The sequence below is a fragment of the Sphingomonas sp. CD22 genome (assembly GCF_034556155.1).
GTDB lineage: Bacteria > Pseudomonadota > Alphaproteobacteria > Sphingomonadales > Sphingomonadaceae > Sphingomonas.
The window spans coordinates 306,873-328,092 of record NZ_JAYDYX010000004.1 but is presented as its reverse complement, the minus strand read 5'-3'; the positions used below and the strand labels follow the sequence as shown (position 1 = coordinate 328,092).

At 68.9% G+C, this 21,220-nt stretch carries 18 protein-coding genes; 11 read left to right on the top strand and 7 right to left on the bottom strand.

Annotated features, from left to right (window positions below; genetic code table 11):
* Positions 1–33 precede the first annotated feature (33 nt).
* Positions 34–1,497 (top strand): Ppx/GppA family phosphatase, encoded by a 1,464-nt coding sequence (locus SFC76_RS10185; protein ID WP_322849360.1) that lies wholly within the window; start codon positions 34–36, stop codon positions 1,495–1,497.
* A 173-nt stretch (positions 1,498–1,670) separates the two neighbouring features.
* Here SFC76_RS10185 and SFC76_RS10180 read toward each other — a convergent pair whose 3' ends face one another.
* The gene (locus SFC76_RS10180) at positions 1,671–1,955 is read right to left on the bottom strand and encodes an I78 family peptidase inhibitor (protein ID WP_322849359.1); all 285 of its coding nucleotides are present in this window, start codon (positions 1,953–1,955) and stop codon (positions 1,671–1,673) included.
* A complete protein-coding gene (gene rnd / locus SFC76_RS10175) occupies positions 1,952–3,127 on the bottom strand; it encodes a ribonuclease D (RefSeq protein ID WP_322849358.1) in 1,176 nt (391 codons plus the stop codon). The genes SFC76_RS10180 and rnd overlap by 4 nt, the downstream gene beginning before the upstream one ends.
* 119 nt (positions 3,128–3,246) lie before the next feature.
* Here rnd and aspS point away from each other — a divergent pair, with 119 nt between their 5' ends.
* Positions 3,247–5,097: an aspartate--tRNA ligase gene (aspS, locus tag SFC76_RS10170; protein WP_322849466.1), complete on the top strand. Its 1,851-nt coding sequence runs from the start codon at positions 3,247–3,249 to the stop codon at positions 5,095–5,097.
* Positions 5,098–5,144: 47 nt separating this feature from the next.
* On the opposite strand, the gene SFC76_RS10165 is transcribed toward aspS, so the two are convergent.
* Positions 5,145–6,488 carry a carbohydrate porin gene (locus tag SFC76_RS10165; protein WP_322849357.1) on the bottom strand — a complete coding sequence of 448 codons (1,344 nt, stop codon included), beginning with the start codon at positions 6,486–6,488 and terminating at the stop codon, positions 5,145–5,147.
* Positions 6,489–6,767: 279 nt separating this feature from the next.
* Here SFC76_RS10165 and SFC76_RS10160 point away from each other — a divergent pair, with 279 nt between their 5' ends.
* The 4 genes from SFC76_RS10160 (at position 6,768) to SFC76_RS10145 (ending at position 13,441) form a co-directional block, all read left to right on the top strand.
* Positions 6,768–9,488, top strand: a complete 2,721-nt coding sequence (locus SFC76_RS10160; RefSeq protein ID WP_322849356.1) for a TonB-dependent receptor — start codon at positions 6,768–6,770, stop codon at positions 9,486–9,488.
* 207 nt (positions 9,489–9,695) lie between these two features.
* Positions 9,696–11,519, top strand: coding sequence for a methyl-accepting chemotaxis protein (locus tag SFC76_RS10155; RefSeq protein ID WP_322849355.1), 1,824 nt, complete (start codon positions 9,696–9,698; stop codon positions 11,517–11,519).
* A complete protein-coding gene (locus SFC76_RS10150) occupies positions 11,516–12,586 on the top strand; it encodes a DUF2332 domain-containing protein (protein ID WP_322849354.1) in 1,071 nt (356 codons plus the stop codon). Before SFC76_RS10155 ends, SFC76_RS10150 begins: the two co-directional genes overlap by 4 nt.
* A gap of 81 nt (positions 12,587–12,667) precedes the next feature.
* Positions 12,668–13,441 carry a polyphosphate kinase gene (locus tag SFC76_RS10145; protein ID WP_322849353.1) on the top strand — a complete coding sequence of 258 codons (774 nt, stop codon included), beginning with the start codon at positions 12,668–12,670 and terminating at the stop codon, positions 13,439–13,441.
* A 3-nt stretch (positions 13,442–13,444) separates the two neighbouring features.
* On the opposite strand, the gene SFC76_RS10140 is transcribed toward SFC76_RS10145, so the two are convergent.
* Genes SFC76_RS10140 through SFC76_RS10130 form a run of 3 tightly spaced genes read right to left on the bottom strand, consistent with a single transcriptional unit; the run spans position 13,445 to position 15,778 of the window.
* The gene (locus SFC76_RS10140) at positions 13,445–14,818 is read right to left on the bottom strand and encodes a glutamate--cysteine ligase (protein WP_322849352.1); all 1,374 of its coding nucleotides are present in this window, start codon (positions 14,816–14,818) and stop codon (positions 13,445–13,447) included.
* A 37-nt stretch (positions 14,819–14,855) separates the two neighbouring features.
* Entirely contained in the window at positions 14,856–15,605 is a 750-nt protein-coding gene (locus SFC76_RS10135; protein WP_322849351.1) for a 16S rRNA (uracil(1498)-N(3))-methyltransferase, read from the bottom strand.
* Positions 15,602–15,778: a hypothetical protein gene (locus SFC76_RS10130; RefSeq protein WP_322849350.1), complete on the bottom strand. Its 177-nt coding sequence runs from the start codon at positions 15,776–15,778 to the stop codon at positions 15,602–15,604. Before SFC76_RS10130 ends, SFC76_RS10135 begins: the two co-directional genes overlap by 4 nt.
* 92 nt (positions 15,779–15,870) lie before the next feature.
* On the opposite strand from SFC76_RS10130, the gene ubiA reads away from it, so the two are divergent.
* Positions 15,871–16,785: a 4-hydroxybenzoate octaprenyltransferase gene (ubiA, locus tag SFC76_RS10125; RefSeq protein ID WP_322849349.1), complete on the top strand. Its 915-nt coding sequence runs from the start codon at positions 15,871–15,873 to the stop codon at positions 16,783–16,785.
* Positions 16,786–16,921: 136 nt separating this feature from the next.
* On the opposite strand, the gene SFC76_RS10120 is transcribed toward ubiA, so the two are convergent.
* Complete coding sequence (locus SFC76_RS10120) at positions 16,922–17,821, bottom strand: LysR substrate-binding domain-containing protein (RefSeq protein WP_322849348.1); 900 nt, start codon at positions 17,819–17,821, stop codon at positions 16,922–16,924.
* A 62-nt stretch (positions 17,822–17,883) separates the two neighbouring features.
* Here SFC76_RS10120 and SFC76_RS10115 point away from each other — a divergent pair, with 62 nt between their 5' ends.
* The 4 genes from SFC76_RS10115 to SFC76_RS10100 all read left to right on the top strand — a co-directional run bounded on the left by SFC76_RS10115 (position 17,884) and on the right by SFC76_RS10100 (position 21,207).
* Complete coding sequence (locus tag SFC76_RS10115) at positions 17,884–18,618, top strand: FMN-dependent NADH-azoreductase (RefSeq protein ID WP_322849347.1); 735 nt, start codon at positions 17,884–17,886, stop codon at positions 18,616–18,618.
* Positions 18,619–18,818: 200 nt separating this feature from the next.
* A complete protein-coding gene (locus SFC76_RS10110; protein WP_322849346.1) occupies positions 18,819–20,168 on the top strand; it encodes a TldD/PmbA family protein in 1,350 nt (449 codons plus the stop codon).
* Positions 20,161–20,949, top strand: coding sequence for a 3'(2'),5'-bisphosphate nucleotidase CysQ (locus SFC76_RS10105; RefSeq protein WP_322849345.1), 789 nt, complete (start codon positions 20,161–20,163; stop codon positions 20,947–20,949). Before SFC76_RS10110 ends, SFC76_RS10105 begins: the two co-directional genes overlap by 8 nt.
* Before the next feature lie 111 nt (positions 20,950–21,060).
* On the top strand, positions 21,061–21,207 hold the full coding sequence (locus SFC76_RS10100) for a lmo0937 family membrane protein (RefSeq protein ID WP_137897336.1): 147 nt from the start codon (positions 21,061–21,063) through the stop codon (positions 21,205–21,207).
* The last annotated feature ends 13 nt before the right edge of the window (positions 21,208–21,220 follow it).

Genomic DNA, 21,220 nt, shown 5'->3' with positions numbered 1-21,220 from the left:
GAACACCAGCCCGCGCCGGCCGTTGAACCGGCAATGACCGACCCCTATCCCCGCACCGGCATCATCGACATCGGCTCCAATTCGGTGCGGCTGGTCGTGTATCAGGGCCATCCGCGCATCCCCGCGACGCTGTTCAACGAAAAGGTCATGGCCGGCCTCGGCCGCAGCCTTGCAGCGACCGGGGCGATCGACGCGGACAGCATGACGCTCGCGATCGGGGCGCTGCGCCGGTTCGCGATGGTCGCGCGGGAAATGGACGCGCCCGTCCGCACCGTCGCCACTGCCGCGGTCCGCGACGCGAGCAACGGCGCCGCCTTCATCGCCGCCGCGAAAGACCTCGGCCTCACCGTCGAGCTTCTCTCCGGCGAGCAGGAGGCGACCGCGGCGGGCATGGGCGTGCTGTCGGCGATCCCCGATGCGGACGGCATCGTCGGCGATCTCGGCGGCGGCAGCCTCGAACTCGTGCGCGTCGTGGCGGGTACCGTCACCGACCGCATCTCCTTCCCGCTCGGCGTGCTGCGCATCGCCGCGATGCGCGCCAGCCGCGGCCCGACGTTCGATCGCCACGTCACCCGCCTGATCGCCGAGGCGGGTTGGACCGGCCGGGGCAGGGGCCTGCCGCTCTACATGGTCGGCGGATCGTGGCGCGCGCTCGCCCGGCTCGACATGAGCCTGACGCATTATCCGCTGCCGATCATCCACGGCTACAGCCTCGCGCCCGAAACCGTCGGTCGCCTCGGCCGCAGCATCGCGCATCTCTCGCGGCCGCGGCTGCGCAGCGTGCCGGGCATGTCGTCGGTCCGCGCCGCGCAGCTCGGCGACGCCACCGCATTGCTGTCGGTGGTGATGCGCGAACTCGGTTCGGGCAGCGCGATGGCCTCGACCTTCGGGCTGCGCGAGGGGCTGCTCTACGCGACGCTCGATCCGCAGACGCGCGCGCTCGATCCGCTGATCGTCGCCGCGCGCGAGGAGGGCAAATTGCTCGGCCGCTTCGCCGAGCACGGCGATTTGCTCGCTGCCTGGATCGCGCCGCTCTTCCCCGGCGATGCGCCGGAGCTGACGCGCATCCGCCACGCTGCCTGCCTGCTCGCCGATTCGGGCTGGCGCGCCAACCCCGAATTCCGCGACGAGCGCGGGTTCGAGGTCGCGCTGCACGGCAATTGGGTGGCGATCGACGCGCCAGAACGCGCGATGCTCGCGCAGGCGCTGCATACCAGCCTCGGCGGCAGCACGGTGCCGCATCCTTTGCTCGCCGGCCTCGCCAGCAGCGGGCAGATCGCGCTGGCGATCGACTGGGGGCTGGCGATCCGTCTCGGCCAGCGGTTCAGCGCCGGCCTCGCCGGGCCGCTGCAACGCGCCTCGCTGGCGCTGGTCCCCGGTCACGTCATGCTGTCGCTGGCCGAGGCGGACCGGCCGCTCTACGCGGAGACGGTCGAACGCCGCCACGCCGCGCTGGCCACGGCGCTCAAACGCAAGCCGCGCCTCGCGATCAGATGATGGGCGCCGGTGCCATTCAGTAAATTCCTCCCCCGCCAGGGGGAGGTGGCGCGGCGAAGCCGTGACGGAGGGGGAGGTAAGCGACCACTCTTGTTCCGTGTCCTCCCCCTCCGTCATGCCTGCGGCATGCCACCTCCCCCTGGCGGGGGAGGAGTTTCAATCAGAACCGTTGATCAGCCGCACTTCAGCCCGCTGACCAGCCCGCCGTCGTCGAGCAGGATGTTCAGCCGGTCGACGCGGAAATCCTGCGTCGTGACATCGTCGGGATGGATCACCCGCGAGATCGCCGAATGCGTCATATGCTCGATCTCGGGCCGCATCCGCTCGCGGAACTTGACACCGGCGAAGCGGATCTTGACCGCCTCGTCGATCGCGCACGGTCCGCGCTCCGGCTCCGGCGCCGGCATCGTCGCACATCCCGCCGCGAGCACCGGCAGTAGAAAGGCCAACCGCATCATGCTGCTTCCTCCGTTCGCGTCATCTTGAGCTTGCCGCCGCGCACCGCAAAGCCCAGCCGTCCCTCGACCAGATCGAGCGCATCGCGCCCGAACTGATCGAACCGCCAGCCCTCCAGCATCGGCAATCCGGTCCGCACCCCCGCGGCCAGCGCTTCCAGTTCCTCGGAACGCGCCAACAGCCGCGAGGCGACGTCGATATCGCGCGAGCGGATCTTGAGCAGCAGCTTGAGCAGGTCGGCGACCAGGGCGCCCTCCTTGCCCAATCCCGGCTTGCGATCGTCGCGCGGCGGCAGCTCGTCCGCATCGAGCGGTTCGGCCGAGTCGATCGCCGCCATCAGCCGCCCGCCGATATCGTTCGACGCCCAGGTCGCCGACAGCCCGCGCACCTTGGCGAGATCGGCCTGTTTGCGCGGCGGATGGCCGGCGAGATCGCCCAGCGTCTCGTCCTTGACGATCCGCCCGCGCGGCAGGTCCTTCGACTGCGCCTCCAGCTCGCGCCACCGCGCCAGCGCCTTCAGCCGCCCGAGCACGTCGGGCTTGCGCCCCGAAATCCGCACGCGCTTCCACGCCTGATCGGGATCGTTGGCGTAATTGGCGGGGTCGGCGAGCCGCTCCATCTCCTGGTCGAGCCATACGCCGCGCCCGGTCTTGCGCAGCCGTTCCAGCATCTTGGGAAAGATCACCGCGAGATGCGTCACGTCGCCGATCGCATATTCGATCTGCCGCGCATCCAGCGGCCGCCGCGCCCAGTCGGTGAAGCGCGCGCCCTTGTCGACGACGATGCCGAGCCAGCTGTCGACCAGGTTGGAATAGCCGATCTGCTCGCCTTGCCCCAGCGCCATCGCCGCCACCTGCGTGTCGAACAGCGGATGCGGCGTCTTGCCGGTGAGATTGTAGATGATCTCGATATCCTGCCCGCCGGCGTGGACGACCTTGAGCACGTCCTGATTCTCGGTGAGCAGTTCGAGCAGCGGCGTCATGTCGAGCCCCGGCGCCATCGGATCGATCGCCGCCGCCTCGTTCACGTCGGCGATCTGGATCAGGCACAATTCGGGATAATAGGTGCTCTCGCGCATGAATTCGGTGTCGACGGTCACGAAGTCGGCATTGGCGAGGCGGGCACACAGATTGGCGAGGCTGGCGCTGTCTGTAATCAACGGGTGGATATGCATGACCCGTCCATAGCCACACGCGCGCGGGTTGACAAAGAGGGAAGGGGTGGGGATGCGCTCCACGACCATCCACGTCACCCCAGCGTAAGGCCAGGGTGACGAAGCAAGAAGAAACGATCATGCACGCCTATCGCTCCCACACCTGCGCCGCGCTCACCGCGAGCAATGTCGGTGAGACCGTCCGCCTGTCGGGCTGGGTCCATCGCAAGCGCGACCACGGCGGCGTGCTCTTCGTCGACCTGCGCGACCATTACGGCATCACCCAGATCGTCGCCGACAGCGATTCGCCCGCATTGCCGACGCTGGAATCGCTCCGCGTCGAATCGGTGGTGACGATCGACGGCGTCGTGAAGGCGCGGTCCGAGGCGACGCAGAACCCCAATCTCGCCACCGGCGCGATCGAGGTGTTCGCGCGCGGCGTGACCGTGCAGAGCCACGCGCAGGAGCTGCCGATGCCGGTCGCGGGCGATGCCGAATATCCCGAGGATATCCGCCTGCGCTATCGCTTCCTCGACCTGCGCCGCGAGCGGCTCCACCAGAACATCATGCTGCGCTCGAAGGTGATCTCCTCGATCCGCCAGCGGATGATCGGGCAGGGCTTCACCGAATTCCAGACGCCGATCCTCACCGCGTCGAGCCCCGAGGGCGCGCGCGACTATCTCGTCCCCAGCCGCGTCCATCCGGGCAAGTTCTACGCGCTCCCGCAGGCGCCGCAGATGTTCAAGCAGCTGCTGATGGTCGCCGGCTTCGACCGCTATTTCCAGATCGCGCCGTGTTTCCGCGACGAGGACGCCCGCGCCGACCGTTCGCCCGGCGAATTCTACCAGCTCGATTTCGAGATGAGCTACGTCACGCAGGAAGACGTCTTCCAGGCGATCGAGCCCGTCCTCCACGGCGTGTTCGAGGAATTCGCCGACTGGCAGGGCCAAAATGGACGAGGGGGCGGCCGCACCGTCAGTGCGCTGCCGTTCAAGCGCATCCCCTATCGCGAATCGATGCTGAAATACGGCAACGACAAGCCCGACCTGCGCAACCCGATCCTCATCAGCGACGTGTCGGAGCAATTCGTCGGCTCGGGCTTCGGCCGTTTCGCCTCGATCGTCGAGGCCGGCGACGTCGTCCGCGCGATCCCCGCGCCCGGCACCGCCGATAAGAGCCGCAAGTTCTTCGACGACATGAACGCCTGGGCGCAAGGCGAAGGCTTCGCCGGCCTCGGCTATGCCACCCGCAAGGGCGGCGAATGGGGCGGCCCGATCGCCAAGAATCATGGCGAGGACAAGATGACCGCGATGGCCGATGCGCTCGGCCTCGGCCCGGACGACGGCCTGTTCTTCGCGGCGGGCAAGGAAGGTCAGGCGGCCAAGCTCGCCGGCCTCGCGCGCACCCGCGTCGGCGAGAGCCTCGGCCTGATCGACCAGAGCCGCTTCGAATTCTGCTGGATCGTCGACTTCCCGATGTTCGAGTACGACGAGGACAACAAGAAGGTCGACTTCAGCCACAACCCCTTCTCGATGCCGCAGGGCGAGATGGAGGCGCTGGAGACCAAGGACCCGCTCGATATCCTCGCTTATCAGTACGACATCGTCTGCAACGGCGTGGAGCTGTCGTCGGGCGCGATTCGGAACCACCGTCCCGAGATCATGTACAAGGCGTTCGAAATCGCCGGCTATTCACAGGCCGAGGTCGACACCAATTTCGCCGGCATGATCAACGCCTTCAAGTTCGGCGCCCCGCCGCACGGCGGCTCCGCGCCGGGCATCGACCGGATCGTCATGCTGCTCGCCGACGAACCCAACATCCGCGAGGTCATCGTCTTCCCAATGACGCAGAAGGCGGAGGATCTGATGATGGGCGCGCCCAATTTCGCGACGCCCAAGCAATTGAAGGAACTCAACCTGCGTGTGGCGCCGCAGGCCGGTGCCGCCGCCGCCACCGACGTCGACAAAGCGGTCGCGCCCAAGGCCGGCTGATAGACCGGCCGACGGGTGCCCTCGCGGCGCCCGTCGGCCGGTTTCGCTCAGAACCCGCCATGCACCCGCGCGGCCAGCATGTTGGCGGGGCCGCGATCGCGATTGTAGCCGGGATGTTCGATCAGCTGGTAATCGAGCGTCAGTTCGAACCCGCGCATCGCGGCGAGCTTGTAGAAGGCCTCGCCGATATATTCGGCCCCCGGATGCGGCAATCGGCCGTCGCCGACCAGCACGCCGAGACCGCCCGCGTCGAGATAGCGCTGGTGCGCCGTGCTGATCCCGTTGACGACCACCGCCGCCCCGATTGTATCGGCGACGCGGTGCCAGCCCGCACCTTTCAACGACAGGCCGAGCTGCGCCGTCCGGTCGATGTCGGTGAAGTCATAGGGCTCGATCGCGCCATCCGCGACACCGGCGCGCGCGAACAGGCCGAGCGAGCCGGTCACCGCCTGTTCGCCGTTGACGCTCGCGCCGATCCGCGTCCGCCGCGCCCGGACGAAGGCGGTGTCGGCAGCGCCGCCGCTCGCCGCCGCCAGCGTCAAAGCATCGTCGAACCGGCCGAACTGCCCGCGGTTGCGGAACAGCGTCAGCCGTAGCGCGCCGTCGTGGCCGCCGATCCGGTGGCGGTGCTCGATCTCGCCATCGACCTGATATTGCTGGAAGCGCGTCTCCAGCGTCTCGCCATTGGGCACCTTCGACAGATTGAACAGGCCGAGCCGCAGCGTCCAGTCGCCGCGATACGCTTCGCCCGCGATCCCCGTCGTATAGCCCCAGGCATCCGCGGCGTAATCGAAGCTGCCCGCATCGACCGCCGACCAGTTGAGGAAGTCGCTGCGCGGATCGTGCGCATAGCTGTTGGTGTCGAATACGTCGCCGACGCCGAACTTGCCCGCGGTCAGCACCAGCCGGTCGGTGTCGCGCGTCCCGGCGAGCTGGTTCATCGCACCGGCCACCGCTTCGTTGCCGCCGCCCAGGCCGATGGTCTGGCGGAAGAACAGCCGCTGCAACCGCAGATACGGACTCTTCCGCCCGACCTTATACGCCTCCGCGCTCGGAAAGCCGGCGGCACCCAACGTGTTGGACAGGCCGAAGCCCTGGTCGATCTCCGGATTGATCCACATCTCGCCGCCGCGCCACGGCCGCACCCCGGCATAGAGCGTGACGTCGACCGTCTCCTTGATCTGCCGCGGGGTCAGGCTGTTCGGCCCTTGATAGGGGGAGGCGAAGCCGGGCGTGCCCTGCAGCACGCCGGTCGCTTGGCCATGGATCGCCCAATCCTGATCGACGGGGGCGGCGGGCCGGTCCGCGATGGTCTGCGCTGCGGCGGGGGCGGGGAGGGACAGGCTGGCGAGCGCGCAGGCGCCCGCCAGCAGAGGTGCGATTCGTGTCATGCTGATGCCCCTGGACGCGCTTGGTTACAGATGATGGGTGCGCGGGCTGGCCGGTACGGATCGGCACCAACCCGCCGTCCCGCCGTGATAGAGCCGCAGCATCAACAAAAATCAACTACCCGCACGCTGACTACTGAATTCCATATCAATCCGGCGCTTGGCCAGCGACGAGCGTAAAATATTCCATAAAAACGCGGTTCCACCCGTTCCCGCTTTTACACATTGTTATCATTTGCAGCTGCAACCGCCCTCTTGGGATTTCTGACCGGGGGCGGTGATATGCGTAAGTGGGTATACCTTTTGGCGGCGGCTGGTTGCGCGGGAGCGATCGGGCAGGCGGACGCACAAGGGCTCCGCGGCCTCGCACCGAACGCCAAGCAGGGGGAGAAGGACAAGGCGCCCCCAACGGTCGCCGAGAACACCTCCGACATCGTCGTCACCGCGACGCGGCGCTCGCAGCGGCTGTCGAACGTGCCGATCGCGGTCAGCGCCTATGGCTCGACGGCGTTGCGTCATTCGGGAGCGACCGACATTCGTCAGATGGCGCAGCTCGCGCCGTCGCTGTCTGTTTCCTCGACTGGATCGGAGGCAAATGCCACCGCACGCCTGCGCGGCATCGGCACCGTCGGCGACAATCCCGGCCTCGAAAGCTCGGTCGCGGTGTTCATCGACGGTGTCTATCGCAGCCGCACCGGCTCCGGGCTCAACGATCTCGGCGAGGTCGAGCGGATCGAGGTGCTGCGCGGGCCGCAGGGCACGTTGTCGGGCCGTAACTCTTCGGCGGGCGCGATCAGCATCTACACCAAATACCCGGAATTCAAGTTCGGCGGCTATGGAGAGGCGAGCTACGGCAATTACAACGCCGTCCGCCTTGCCGGCGCGCTCACCGGTCCGGTGCTCAAGGACACGCTCGCCTTCCGTATCGACGGCGTCGTCGCCAGGCGCGACGGCTTCTACACCGACGTCGTCAACAAGACCGACTATAACGACCGCAACCGCTATTTCGTCCGCGGCCAGTTGTTCTTCAAGCCGAGCACCGATCTGTCGCTGCGCCTGATCGGCGATTACACCTATCGCAACGAAAAGTGCTGCGGCGCGGTCTACGTCGACACGCGCGAGAAATACGATCCGACACCGGGCGTGGCGGGCGACTTCGCGGTGGCGCCGCAGAACCGCGTCGTCTCGGTCATGCAGAGCCTCGGCGGCCTCCTGCCGAGCGCGGGCGATCCCTATAACTGCCAGATCGCGCAGACGCCCGGTCGCGCTTATGCCAACGTCACCAAGGATTACGGCATCTCGTCGCGGATCGGCTGGACGATCGGCAGCGTGCAGCTCATCTCGATCAGCGCCTATCGCGAATATAAGGCCGGCGACGCGCTGGATCCGGATTACGGCAATCTCGACATCGGCTATCGCAGCGACGACGGCAACGCCTACCGCCGGTTCCGCACCTATACGCACGAGACGCGGCTGAGCGGCGGCCTGTTCGACAATCGGCTCGACTGGCTGGTCGGCGGCTATTTCGCGCACGAAGGGCTCGAAGTCGCCGACAATTTCAAGTTCGGCTCGCAATTCGGCGCCTTCGCCTCGTGCAGCCTCGTCGCGCGGATGAACGTCACCCCGGCGCTGCGCGACCCGACCAAGTCCGGATGTCTCAGCGCCGTGGGCCGTCCGGCGCTCACCAGGGTTCTCGGCGGGACCCTGATCGGCGGGCTCGACCGGATCAGCACCGCGAGCAACCTCGGCGCGTTGCGCGACGTCTTCGATCAGACCAGCACCAATTACGCCTTCTTCACGCACGACATCTTCCGCATCACCGACACGCTGAGCCTCACCGCCGGCCTGCGCTACACGCACGAACACAAGGTGCTGAACGCATCGCTTAACAGCAACAATACGGTGTGCCCGGCGCAGCAGGCGGCGCTCGCTTCGGCGCGGTTGAACTCCAACAAGCTGATGCGAGACATCGCCGACGGGCTCGTCGCGATCGTCTGCGCCGGTAATTCGACGACCGCGCTCAACGGCGTCCCGCTGAACGATGCGATCAGCGAAGGCCAGGTCACCGGCACCACGGTGCTGTCGTGGCAGGCGACGCCGAGCACCTTGCTCTACGGGTCCTACGCCCGCGGCTATAAGGCGGGCGGCTACAACCTCGCCCGCTCGGGTCTCGTCCTCGGCAGCTCGCGCGCGAGCGACCTCCGCTTCGATCCGGAGACGGTGCAGGCGTTCGAACTGGGCGTCAAATACAGCACCGAAAGGTTCAGCGCGAACCTCGCCGGTTTCCGCTCGTCCTTCCGCAACTTCCAGTTGAACACCTTCAACGGCAGCGCCTTCGTCGTCCAGAATATCGGCGGCTGCGACGGATCGCTGAACGGCCAGGATCGCGACGACGATCCCACCTCCGGCGCCTGCAAGGGCAAGGTCGGCGCGGGCGTCGTCACGCAAGGGTTCGAACTGGAGGCGGGCGCCTATCCGACGCCCGACGTCACCTTCAATCTCGGCTATACCTACGCCCGTACGCAATATCGGGACGATCTGGTCGGCAGTGCCGCCGGCGCGCCGCTCACCCCCGCCTTGTTCATGTTGCCGGGCAGCCAGATGTCGAACGCGCCGCGCCACGTCATCACCAGCGCGGCGACCTGGACGCCGGCGATCGGCAGCAACGGGCTCACCGGCCTGTTCTACGTCGATAGCCGCATGACCAGCGACTATAACACCGGTTCCGACCTGTTCGCCGAGAAGCGTCAGGACGGCTATGTCCTGGTCAACGCGCGGATCGGCATCCGCGGCCGCGATCAGCATTGGGCGCTGGAATTCTGGGGTCAGAATATCTTCGACACCCAATATGAGCAGATCGCCGCCGCGGCCTTCCTGCAGGGCAGGGGCAGCCAGTCGCAGGTCCAGCAGCTCGGCGCGAGCTATGCCGTCGGCAATGCGCTGACCACCGCCTTCCTCGCCGAGCCGCGCACCTACGGCGTCACGCTCCGCTCGCGCTTCTGAACCCGGTCGCCATGGCGGCGCGGGACCTCTCGCGTCGCCACGCCGGGCCATCCGCCCGGCGGCCGCTGCGACGAATGCGTCGCAGGCGCATCGCCCAGCCTTCGTGCGGCTATAATGAGAACACCAAACCGTCACTGGGAATGATCGGCACAGCGCCAGCCGGCGACGTGAGATCGCTCTCATCCTGCCCCCGAAGGAACGACGACCATGAAGATACCGCGCAAGCTCGGCCTCTCCTTTCTGGCGATCAACGCCTCCGCCGCGGTCGTGATGCTGGTGTTCTTCGCCAACATCATGTCGATCCAGCGCTCGACCGAGCGCAACAACGTCAGCCAGACGATCTACGCCAAGGCGCTGACGCTGGAGACGTCGATGCTGCGGCAGAACAGCCAGTTCCGCGGCTTCCTGGTCACCGGCGACCCGAGCTACCTCAAATCCTATAACGAAGGGCGCAAGGAGTTCGACGACACCGCCGTCGCCCTCCAGCGGCTGCTCACCGATCCCGTCAAGCTCGATCAGGTGCGTACCGCCGATCGCGCCGCGCTCGCGTGGCGGCGCGACTGGGGCGACCGGCTGATCGGCTGGGTCAAGGCCGGCCGCCGCGAGGAGGCCGAGGCGGCAGTGCGTGCCGCCGGCGACAAGGTGCTGGTCAGCAAGGTCGCGCTGCCGCTGCGCGACCTGCGCAGCGCCGAGACCGAGGAGATGGAGAGCAACGCCGCCAGCCAGGACGGCGCGATCCGCACCGCGCTGATCACGCTGGTGATCGGTGGGATCGCGCTGATCGGCATCGCCATCACGCTCGCGATGATGCTGAGCAGCCAGATCGCCCGGCCGATCACCGCGCTGACCGCGGCGATGGCCGACCTCGCCAAGGGGCGTCACGACATCGCGATCACCGCCACCGATCGGACCGACGAGCTCGGCGACATGGCGCGCGCGGTGACCGTCTTCCGCGACGCTGCCAAGGCCAAGCTCGCCGACGATCGCGACCGCGACGCGGCGCGCGAGACGATCGGCGAGGCGCTGCATCGTCTGGCGGAGGCCGACCTCACCGTCCGCATCACCGACGTGCCCGAGACCTTCCAGAGCCTGTCGCGCGATTTCAACGGCGCCACCTCCAGCCTGTCGCGCGTGCTCGGCGAGGTGCGGGGGGGCGTGCAGGCGATCAAGCACAATTCGGAGGAGATCAGCCGCGCGACGCTCGACCTGTCGCAGCGCACCGAACAGCAGGCGGCAGCGATCGAGCAATCCGCCGCCGCGCTCGACGAGGTCACCAAGTCGATCCGCGAGGGTGCCGGCGCGGCGATCGGCGCGAGCGGCTCGATGACCGAGACGCGCGGCGAGGCCGAGCGCGGCGGCGCGGTCGTCAAGGAGGCGATCGGCGCGATGCACGGCATCGAAAAGGCGAGCAAGGAGATCGCCGAGATCATCAGCCTGATCGACGGCATCGCCTTCCAGACCAACCTCCTCGCGCTCAATGCCGGGGTCGAGGCGGCGCGGGCGGGCGATGCGGGCCGCGGCTTCGCGGTCGTCGCGCAGGAGGTGCGCGCGCTCGCGCAACGTTCCGCCAATGCCGCCACCGAGGTGAAGAACAAGGTGACCTCCGCCTCCGCGCATATCCGCACCGGCGTCAATCTGGTCGATCAGACCGGCCAGGCGCTGGCGCGGATCATCGACCGCGTCGGCACGGTCAGCGTCGCGATCGATGCGATCGCGCAATCCTCCGATCAGCAGGCCAAGAGCCTCGGCCAGATCAACGTCGCGATCAGCGAAATGGATACGATGACGCAGGAGAATGCCGCGATGGTCGAGGAGACCTCGGCGGCGGCACGGCGGCTGGCGGCGGAGGCGGAACACCTCAACCAGTCGGTCGGCGCCTTCGTCATCGATCATGAACCGGCGCTCGCGGCACCACCACCGCCGCCGCCGCCGGTGCGGGTTCTAACCCCGTCCAAGCCCAAGGTCGGCCGACTGCCCAAGGCGGCGGCGCGCCCGCGCCTCGTCGCCAACGGTGATTGGGACACGTTTTGACGCTCCTGACCAGCATGATCGACGTGCCCGACAGCGCCGCTGACCGCGGCCCGCTGCGGCGGCAGGCCGCCGCGGTGCGTGAGATGGGGTCGACCTTCGTCGCCACGGTGCTGGAGGCGGCGGAGCGGCAGTTGCATCGCGCGCCGCGCACCGCCGCGCTGATCGCCGCCTGGCCGCGCGACGTCGCCGCCGATGCGCTGGCGATGCGCTTCAACGCCGCGCTGCATGCGGTGGCACGCGGCGACACCTTGCCCGCGCTCGCCGCGCTGTACCGCGATCGGGCGGGCGACTTCGACCGCGTCATCGGCGAGGCGCTGGCGGTGGCGGACGACGTCATCGTCGAATGGATGCGTGACCCGCCGCAGACCAACGAGGTCGGCCGCACCGCGGCGATCATGGCGGCGTTGATGGTCGCGCGCGCGCATCACGACATGCCCTGCGAACTGCGCGAACTCGGTGCCAGCGCCGGGCTCAACCTCAATCTCGACCGCTACGCTTATGATCTCGGCGGCCGCGCCGTCGGCCTGGCGGGATCGCCGGTGCGCGTCGCGCCGGAGTGGCGCGGGCCCCCGCCAGCGGTCCGCCCGGTCGAGATCGTCTCGGCGCGCGGGGTCGATTTGCGCCCGCTCGACGTCACCGATGCCGCCGCCTGCGCACGGCTGATGGCGTTTATCTGGGCCGATCAGCACGCGCGCGCCGACCGGCTCGCCGCGGCGCTGGCGATCGCGCGCGCCCGGCCGCCGCAGGTCGACGCGGGCGATATCGCGCTCTGGCTGCCCGAACAGCTCGCCGCGCCGCAGCCGCAGGGGCGCTGCCGGATCATCGTCCATTCGATGGCGCTGCAATATCTCGATCCCGCCCGCCGCCACACCGTCGAGGCGGCGTTCCGCGCGGCAGGCGCGACGGCCACCGCGACGCGTCCGCTCGCACGCGTCGCCTTCGAATGGACCCCCGCGCGCGATGCCGTCCATCTGTCGCTGACCGTCTGGCCGGACGGCATTACGCATCATCTCGCCACCTGCCACGCTTATGGCGCGTGGATCGACTGGCACGGCCCGACCGACTGACCCGCGCTATTTCTCACGCCGGCTGCGCCGCGCGCGCGACTGATGCGTTCGATCCTGCATTGCCCCGACAGGAGGATGTGCGTGATCGATTTAGCCGGCTTCGAGAAGACCAAGCCCTACAAGGGCCATTACAAGCGCGATCTGGCCGCGCTGCAGGAGCGGCTGGAACGCATCCTCGTCGCGCATATCGTCCACGATCGCCGCGCCGTCGTGATGTTCGAAGGCTGGGACGCGGCGGGGAAGGGCGGCATCATCCAGCGTCTCACCGCCGGCTGGGACCCGCGCCATTTCGCCGTCCACCCGATCGCCGCGCCGACCGACGAGGAGAAGGCGCACGATTTCCTCTGGCGCTTCCGCCGCGCGCTGCCCGCGCCGGGCGACATCGCGATCTTCGACCGCAGCTGGTACGGCCGCGTCCTCGTCGAGCGCGTCGAGGGCTATGCCAGCGAGGCCGACTGGCATCGCGCTTTTGAGGAGATCAACGCCTTCGAAGCCGATCTGATCGCCGGCGGCACCACGCTGATCAAGCTGTTCGTCCACGTCTCGCAGGCGGAGCAGGACCGCCGGCTCGAAGACCGGCTCGAAGACCCCTGGAAACATTGGAAGACCGGCCTCGACGATTACCGCAACCGCGCCCGCCGCCCCGACTATCTGGCGGCGATGCACGACATGTTCGCGCGCACCGACACCGGCGGCGCGCCCTGGACGGTCATCAACGGCAACGACAAGAAGGCCGCGCGCATCCACGCCCTCACCGCGATCGCCGATCATCTCGAGGCGAACGTCGACATGAGCCCGCCGGCGCTCGACCCCGAGGTCGAACGCGTCGCGCGCGCGGCACTGGGGCTCGACTGAGGGTTAGAAGCTCGCCTCGGCATAGACCCGCGACAGGTCGCCCGCCCATTCGCCGTGATAGCGGTCGAGCAGCACCTGCGCGGGCACCTTGCCCGATCGCACCACCTCGCGCAGCGGGTCCAGGAAGCCGGTCTCGTTGTCGCCCATGCCGTTGCCGCGGGCCCGCGCGGCGAGCCCGGCATGCGCGATGTCGAGCACCTGCCCGGCGATATCGCCGAGCCTGCCGCCACCCGGCAGCGGCGCGTCGAGCGCCAGCTTCGGCACCGCCGAGCGCAGCGCCTCGCGATCCTCCATCGACCAGTCCTTGACGAGGTCCCACGCCGCGTCGAGCGCGCCCTGGTCGTAGAGCAGCCCGACCCAGAAGGCGGGCAGCGCGCAGATCTTGTTCCACGGCCCGCCGTCGGCACCGCGCATCTCGAGGAAGGTCTTGAGCCGCACCTCCGGGAAGGCGGTCGACAGATGGTCGTTCCAATCGTCGAGGCTCGGCTTCTCGCCGGGCAGGACGCTGAGTTCGCCCTTGAGGAAGTCGCGGAACGACAATCCGGCCGCATCGATATAGCGTCCATCGCGATAGACGAAGTACATCGGCACATCGAGCATGTAATCGGCGTAGCGTTCGTAACCGAAGCCGTCCTCGAACACGAACGGCAGCATGCCGGTGCGCGCCGGATCGGTGTCCGACCAGATATGGCTGCGGTACGACAGGAGACCGTTGGGCTTGCCCTCGGTGAACGGCGAATTGGCGAACAAAGCGGTCGCCAGCGGCTGCAACGCCAGCCCGACGCGGAACTTCTTCACCATGTCGGCTTCCGACGCGTAATCGAGGTTCACCTGGATCGTGCAGGTGCGCAGCATCATGTCGAGCCCCATGCTGCCGACGCGCGGCATATGGCGCAGCATGATCGCATAGCGGCCCTTGGGCATGATCGGCAGCTCGTCGCGGCGCTTGTCCGGCCACATGCCGAGCCCGAGGAAGCCGATGCCGAGCTTTTCGCCTGCCGCCTTCACCTGCTCCAGATGCCGCCCGGTCTCGGCGCAGGTCTGGTGCAGCGTCTCCAGCGGCGCGCCCGACAGCTCGAACTGCCCGGCGGGCTCCAGGCTGACGCTGCCGTCGGCGCCGTTGAGCGCGATGATCTTGCCGCCTTCCTCGACCGGCTGCCAGCCATAAGGCTGGAGCGCGTGGAGCAGGTCGCGGATGCCGCCCGGCTCGTCCCAGCTCGGCGCGCCGTGGTCGCTCAGCCGATAGACGAATTTCTCATGCTCGGTGCCGATCCGCCAGCGTTCGGCCGGCTTCTCGCCGCGGGCGAAGCTGGCGATCAATTGGTCGCGCGATTCGATGATCGGCGACGTCTTGGCGGTATCGGTCGTGGTCGTCATGATCGCGCCCTTACGCGCGGATGAACGGCTGCGCCAGTCAGTCTTCCTGCCAGTCCCCGCAAGCCGCCATCCACAGCGAAACCGCCGCCGCCGCCGCGGTGTCGGCGCGCAGGATCCGCGGCCCCAGCGCCACCCCCACCGCCTGCGGCAGCGCACGGATCGTCCCGCGTTCCTCCTCGGTGAAGCCGCCTTCCGGCCCGATCAGGATCGCCGCCGGCCCGCGTCGTGCCTGCATCGCCGCGAAGGCCGGAACGCCGCCGGTCTCGTCCGCGAAGAACAGCACGCGCTCCGCCGGCCAGTCGCGCAGCAACGCCGCCAGCTTCACCGACTCGGCCAGCACCGGCAGCGCGGTGCGCGCGCATTGCTCGGCCGCCTCGATCATATGGCTGCGCAGCCGGTCGAGCTTGGGCCGGTCGACGATCGTGCGCTGCGTCACCACCGGCACCAGCCGGTCGACGCCCAGCTCGCACGCCTTCTCGACCAGCCAGTCGATCCGCCCCTTCTTCAGCGGCGCCGCGCACAGCCACAGATCGGGCACCGGCTCGCGCGGCCGCAGCCGTGTAGACACGTCGACAATCAGATCGCGCTTGCCGACGCTGGCGGCGGTGGCGAGCCATTCGCCGGTGACGTCGTCGAACAATTTGACCGGATCGCCCGGCGCCATCCGCATCACCGCGACGAGATAATGCGCCGCCGGCCCGTCGATGCGCAGCGGCCCCGGCGTCAGCTCGGTCTCGACGAACAGCCGCGGCGTCGATTGCGGCGGCCAGGCGGGGGTGGCGGTCATGATCCTCCCTTGCGGCGCCGCTGCCGCGCCCACAGCTTGCGTGCGACGATCCAGGCGAGCAACGCCGCCGCCGCCACCGCGACGACCGCCATCGTCACGACGCCGGCGACGCGCAGGATCGCCCAGAAGAGCGCCTCCACGAACCGTCCCACCGCTACCGACAACCCGATCATGCCCCGCGATTGGCGCAGTTTCGCCGGCTTGGCGAGGCAAAAGCACGTCCGCGCCCTTGCCCGCGGCGGCGATTGCGCGGCAAAGGCGGGCCATGTCAGCCGAGATCGTCCCCGACAGCGAACACCGCGGCCTCGTCGGCCGCCTCCCGCCGACCGCACGTGGCCTCGCGCTGCTCGCCCGGCTCGACCGGCCGATCGGCTGGTGGCTGCTGTTCTGGCCGGGCGCCTGGGCGGTGGCGCTCGCCGGCGGCACGCTGACCCGCTGGCCGCTGATCCTGTGGATCCTCGCCGGCAGCATCGCGATGCGCGGCGCCGGCTGCGTCTACAACGACATCGTCGACCGCGACCTCGACGCGCAGGTCGCGCGCACCCGCGCCCGGCCGATCCCGAGCGGGCTCGTCTCGCTGCGGCTCGCCTGGGTGTGGTTGCTCCTGCTCTGCCTGATCGGCCTCGTCGTGCTGGTCCAGCTCCGCCCGCTCGCCGCCGGCGTCGCGCTGGCCAGCCTCGCCCCGGTCGCCGCCTATCCCTTCATGAAGCGGATCACCTGGTGGCCGCAGGCGTGGCTCGGCCTCGTCTTCTCCTGGGCGGCGTTGGTCGGCTGGAGCGAGGTGGCGGGCGACCTGTCGCTGCCGATGTGGCTGCTCTACGCCGGCTGCATCGCCTGGACGATCGGCTACGACACGATCTACGCGTTGCAGGACCGCGAGGACGACGCGCTGATCGGCGTCCGCTCCTCGGCGCTGCGCATGGGCGCGCACGTCAGGGGCGGCACCGCGCTGTTCTACGCGCTGGCGCTCGCCTGCTGGTCGGCGGCGGTCTGGCGCGTCCGCCCCGACCCGCTCGCACTGCTCGCGCTGCTCCCGGTCGCCGTGCATCTCCTCTGGCAGATCGCGACGCTCCGCCCCGACGACGGCGCCAACGCCCTCGCCCGCTTCCGCAGCAACCGCTTCGCCGGCCTGCTGATGTTCCTGGCGTGCGTCGTCGTGGGAACGTCGGCGGCGGGGTAGGGGCTCGCACGGGGGCGACGATCGATCGCGCCGGCCGATCACACCGAAAGATTGCGCTACCCGCCCGGCCCAACCCGCCCGTGCTCCTGCGAAAGCAGGAGCCCAGGAGTCCCGAACGCGATCGATCGTTGCTCCGCTACCCCCGCGTCACCGCTTCCAGCCACTCCCGAACCGCGACGATCTCCGGCCGTGCCGCCACGGCGCGCGTCGTGAGAACATGATAGCCCCCGCCCTCGATCACCGGGCCGAAAGGATGCACCAGCAACCCCGCCGCCATCTCGGGTGCCGCCAGCGTCAGGCTGCTGACGACCGCGCCATGTCCGGCAATCGCCGCCTGCAACGCATGGCCGTCGTCGGTGAAGCGCGGCCCGGCGGTGACCGGCAGCCCTTCGATCCCCGCCAGCCGCGCCCAGCTCGCCCAGTCCGGCCCGGCGATCGGGCTGGTCCACTCCGAATGGAGGAGCGGTACGCGCCGTAGATCGTCGGGCGTCGCGACTCCCAGCGCCGGGCTGCACAACACTCCGACATTCTCCGCCAGCAACGGTGTCGCGATCAGCGCGCCGAACGGGCCATCACCATAGCGAACGGCGATGTCCGCAGCGCCGCTGTTGAGATCGACCACCTGATCGCTCGCATGCAGATGCAGGTCGATTGCCGGATATGCCGCCGCGAAGCCGCCCACCGACGGAACGAGCAGCCGCGCGGTGAACAGCCGGGTCGCCGACACCACCACCGTCGTCCGCGCGCGCCCGCGGCTGAGCTGCGTCAGGCAGCGGTCGAACGCGTCGAAGCCGTCGCACAAGACGGGATAGAGCAGCGCCCCCGCCGGGGTCAGCGAGACCCGCCGCACATGGCGGACGAACATCGCCTGACCGAGCGATTCCTCGAGCAGGCGCACCTGATGGCTGATCGCGGTCGGCGTCACGCCCAGTTCGGCCGCCGCGTTCCGGAAACTGAGATGACGCGCGGCGGCTTCAAAGGCGCGCAGGGTGGCCAGCGGCGGAAGATCGCGACGGCCACCGATGGATGAAGGCACCTCAGCTATCTCCTGAGCAATTCGCGTTCGTCGCCAACGCGACGGGGCGATAGATTAGCGGCATGATAGATGAGGACAACAAGACGATGCGCAATCACGACGATACCCGCCGCCTGCTCCACATCGACGCGAGCGCTCGGTTCGGCCGCTCGGATGATGATCCCCACGGTTCGCACAGTCGCCGATTGTCGCACCGCTTCGTCACCGGCTGGCAGGCGCGGCGGCCCGCGGATGTGGTGGTTCGCCGCGACGTCGCGGCGCATCCGCCTACCCCCATCGACGCCGCCTGGATCGACGCGAGCTTCACCCCGCCGGAGCGTCGCACCGCCGGGCAGACCGCGCGCCTGTGCGAAAGCGACGCGCCGACCGCGGAGCTGCTCGGCGCCGACCTGCTGGTCGTCGGCGTCCCGATGTACAATTTCGGGGTGCCGTCGCAGTTGAAAGCGTGGATCGACAACATCGTACGCGTCGGCCTCACCTTCGGCTTCGATCGATCGCGCGACGGCGAGCCATATTGGCCGATGCTGCCCGCCGGCAAGCGGCTCGTCATCCTGACTGCGCGTGGCGATTACGGCTATGGACCCGGTGGACGGCTCACCGCGATGAACGTCGTCGAGGTCGGGCTGACGGTGCCGCTAGGCTATATCGGCCTGACGGAGAGCCGGACCATCGCGATCGAATATGACGAATTCGGCGACGATCGCCTCGCCGCCTCGATCGCCGCAGCAGAAGCCGCGGTCGACGGACTGGTCGATGATCTCTGTGCGACTATCGGCGGGGTCGCACCGGCCGGCTGACCGTTCCCGCTATGTCCTACATGCCGGCCACGCTCTATATAAGCCCCGCCATGTCGCGCGCGCTCCCCTCCCATCAGCACCAAAATGGAAACGATGGGGGCGGATCGTTTCCGTTAAGATGTCCATCTTGTCCATGTTGCCTTCATTCGTCACGATTGCGGGGCCTAGCATCCCGCCGGCTGGCCCCCTAAGTCGGGGCGATGCTGACCCCTGATCAGGCGCGCGATCGCGCCGCCGATATCGTCGCCCGTGCCGTCCGCGCCGGAGCCGACGCCGCCGATGCCGTCTTCGCCGCCGATGCCTCGCTCGACGTCTCCGTTCGCCTCGGCGCGCTGGAGGATGTCGGTCGGTCGGAAAGCGAGGAACTCGGCCTGCGCGTCTTCGTCGGCCAGCGCTCGGCGAGCGTCTCGACCTCCGATCTGTCGACCGACGCGATCGCCGCCCTGGTCGAACGTGCCGTCGCGATGGCGCGCGAGGCACCCGAGGATCGCTGGGCCGGGCTCGCGCCGCAGGAGCGGCTGTTGCACGGCGCGCCGCCGCTGCTCGACCTTGCCGACGGCGACGAGCCGACCCCGGCCGAGTTGCGCGAATGGGCGCTGCAAGCCGAGGATGCCGCCCGCGCGGTGCCCGGCGTCACCAACAGCGAAGGCGGCGGCGCCAGCGCGTCGCGCTCGGTCTGGGCCCTTGCGACCAGCCACGGCTTCGCCGGCGCTTATGCCGCCACCGCCTACAGCCTGTCGGCCAGCGTGCTCGCCGGCGATGCCGCCACCGGCATGGAACGCGATTACGCGCATCACGCCGCCCGCAAGCGCGCGCATCTCGACAGCCCCGACTCGATCGGCCGCCGCGCCGGCGAACGCGCGGTGGCGCGTCGCAATCCAGGCCGCATCGCGAGCGGGCCGATGCCGGTGGTGTTCGACCCGCGCGTCGGGTCGTCGCTGCTCAGCCACCTCACCGGTGCGATCTCGGGCCAGGCGATCGCGCGCAAGACCAGCTTCCTGCTCGACGCGCTCGGCACGCAGGTGTTCGCCGACGGCGTGTCGATCTGCGATGATCCCCATCGCCCGCACGGCTTGCGCTCGCGGCCGTTCGACGGCGAGGGGCTGCCGGTGTCGCCGGTCGCGATCGTCGAGAACGGCATGCTGGAGACCTGGCTGCTCGACAGCGGGTCGGCGCGGCAATTGGGGCTGGAGCCGACCGGCCACGCCGCGCGCGGCGTCGGCGGCGGCCCCGGCGTGTCGCCGAGCAACCTCTATATGGCCGCCGGCATCGTGCCCGTCGCGACGCTGATCGCCGACATCGCCGATGGCGTCTATGTCACCGAATTGATCGGTCAGGGCATCAACGGCGTCACCGGCGATTACAGCCGCGGCGCCGCGGGCTTCCGCATCGTCGGCGGGCAGATCGCCGGCCCCGTCGCCGAATTCACCATCGCAGGCAATCTCAAGGATATGTTCCTCGCGCTGACCCCGGCGAACGATCTCGAATTCCGCCACGGGCTCAACGTGCCGACGGTGCGGGTCGACGGCATGACGGTCGCGAGTGGCTGAGCCGCTCGCCGACCTGACCGCCGCGGTGATCGCGGTGACGCACGAGGCGGCGACGATGGCGCTCGCCCGCTGGCAGACCGACTTCGCGCGCTGGGAAAAGACGCCGGGCAGTCCGGTGTGCGAGGTCGATCTCGACGTCGACCGGATGCTGCGCGCGCGGCTCGCCGGATTGCTGCCCGATGCGGGCTGGCTGTCGGAGGAGACGGTCGACAGTCCCGATCGTCTCGCCTGCGCGCGCGTCTGGGTGGTCGATCCGATCGACGGCACCCGCGACTATATCCGCGGCCGGCCCGGCTGGGCGGTCTCGGTGGCGCTGGTCGATGCCGGCGAGGTGGTGCTCGGCGTGCTCGACGCCCCGGCGCGCGACGAGCGCTGGCATGCGACGCTGGGGCAGGGGGCGTGGCGCAACGATGTCGCGCTCCATGCCGGCGACCGCACGATGCTGGCGGGCGCGCGCGTGCCGACCGATGCGCTTCCCAAGATCGATCGCCATCTCACCGCGGTCCACAAGCCCAATTCGATCGCGCTGCGCATGGCGATGGTCGCCGCCGACGAGGCCGACCTGCTCACCACGCTGCGCTGGGGCAATGAATGGGACATCGCCGCCGCCGCACTGATCGCCGCGGAGGCCGGTGCGACGGTCAGCGACGCTCTGGGCGCGCCGCTCCGCTACAACAAGCCCGATCCCACCGCGTTCGGCGTCATGGTCGCCGCACCCGGCATCCACGGCGAGGCGCTGGCCTGGCTAGAGGGTCGCGCGCGCGCCGCATTCGGCAGCTGATTCCTGCGCTTTTCAGTTGGTTGATCCGCTAACGGAACATGCAACGCCTGCGTAACGTTTTACTCCCCACGACGGCCCGTTGGCCGATCGCCTTGGAAGGGAAGCCGTACGATGTTGTGGACGATTGCCGTAATCCTGCTGATCCTCTGGCTGCTGGGCTTCTCGCTCCACATCGCCGGTGGTCTCATCCACATCCTGCTGGTCGTCGCGATCATCGTCGGCCTGATCCAGCTCTTCACCGGCCGCAAGGCACTCTGACCCCCCGGGGACG

What these genes read in the sequence shown, in the direction of transcription:
- SFC76_RS10110 (WP_322849346.1), top strand. Translation starts at nt 18,819, where the DNA reads ATGCTGACCCCTGATCAGGCGCGCGATCGCGCCGCCGATATCGTCGCC.
- rnd (WP_322849358.1), bottom strand. Translation starts at nt 3,127, where the DNA reads ATGCATATCCACCCGTTGATTACAGACAGCGCCAGCCTCGCCAATCTG.
- SFC76_RS10160 (WP_322849356.1), top strand. Translation starts at nt 6,768, where the DNA reads ATGCGTAAGTGGGTATACCTTTTGGCGGCGGCTGGTTGCGCGGGAGCG.
- aspS (WP_322849466.1), top strand. Translation starts at nt 3,247, where the DNA reads ATGCACGCCTATCGCTCCCACACCTGCGCCGCGCTCACCGCGAGCAAT.
- SFC76_RS10180 (WP_322849359.1), bottom strand. Translation starts at nt 1,955, where the DNA reads ATGATGCGGTTGGCCTTTCTACTGCCGGTGCTCGCGGCGGGATGTGCG.
- SFC76_RS10115 (WP_322849347.1), top strand. Translation starts at nt 17,884, where the DNA reads ATGATAGATGAGGACAACAAGACGATGCGCAATCACGACGATACCCGC.
- ubiA (WP_322849349.1), top strand. Translation starts at nt 15,871, where the DNA reads ATGTCAGCCGAGATCGTCCCCGACAGCGAACACCGCGGCCTCGTCGGC.
- SFC76_RS10140 (WP_322849352.1), bottom strand. Translation starts at nt 14,818, where the DNA reads ATGACGACCACGACCGATACCGCCAAGACGTCGCCGATCATCGAATCG.
- SFC76_RS10165 (WP_322849357.1), bottom strand. Translation starts at nt 6,488, where the DNA reads ATGACACGAATCGCACCTCTGCTGGCGGGCGCCTGCGCGCTCGCCAGC.
- SFC76_RS10185 (WP_322849360.1), top strand. Translation starts at nt 34, where the DNA reads ATGACCGACCCCTATCCCCGCACCGGCATCATCGACATCGGCTCCAAT.
- SFC76_RS10155 (WP_322849355.1), top strand. Translation starts at nt 9,696, where the DNA reads ATGAAGATACCGCGCAAGCTCGGCCTCTCCTTTCTGGCGATCAACGCC.
- SFC76_RS10100 (WP_137897336.1), top strand. Translation starts at nt 21,061, where the DNA reads ATGTTGTGGACGATTGCCGTAATCCTGCTGATCCTCTGGCTGCTGGGC.
- SFC76_RS10135 (WP_322849351.1), bottom strand. Translation starts at nt 15,605, where the DNA reads ATGACCGCCACCCCCGCCTGGCCGCCGCAATCGACGCCGCGGCTGTTC.
- SFC76_RS10130 (WP_322849350.1), bottom strand. Translation starts at nt 15,778, where the DNA reads ATGATCGGGTTGTCGGTAGCGGTGGGACGGTTCGTGGAGGCGCTCTTC.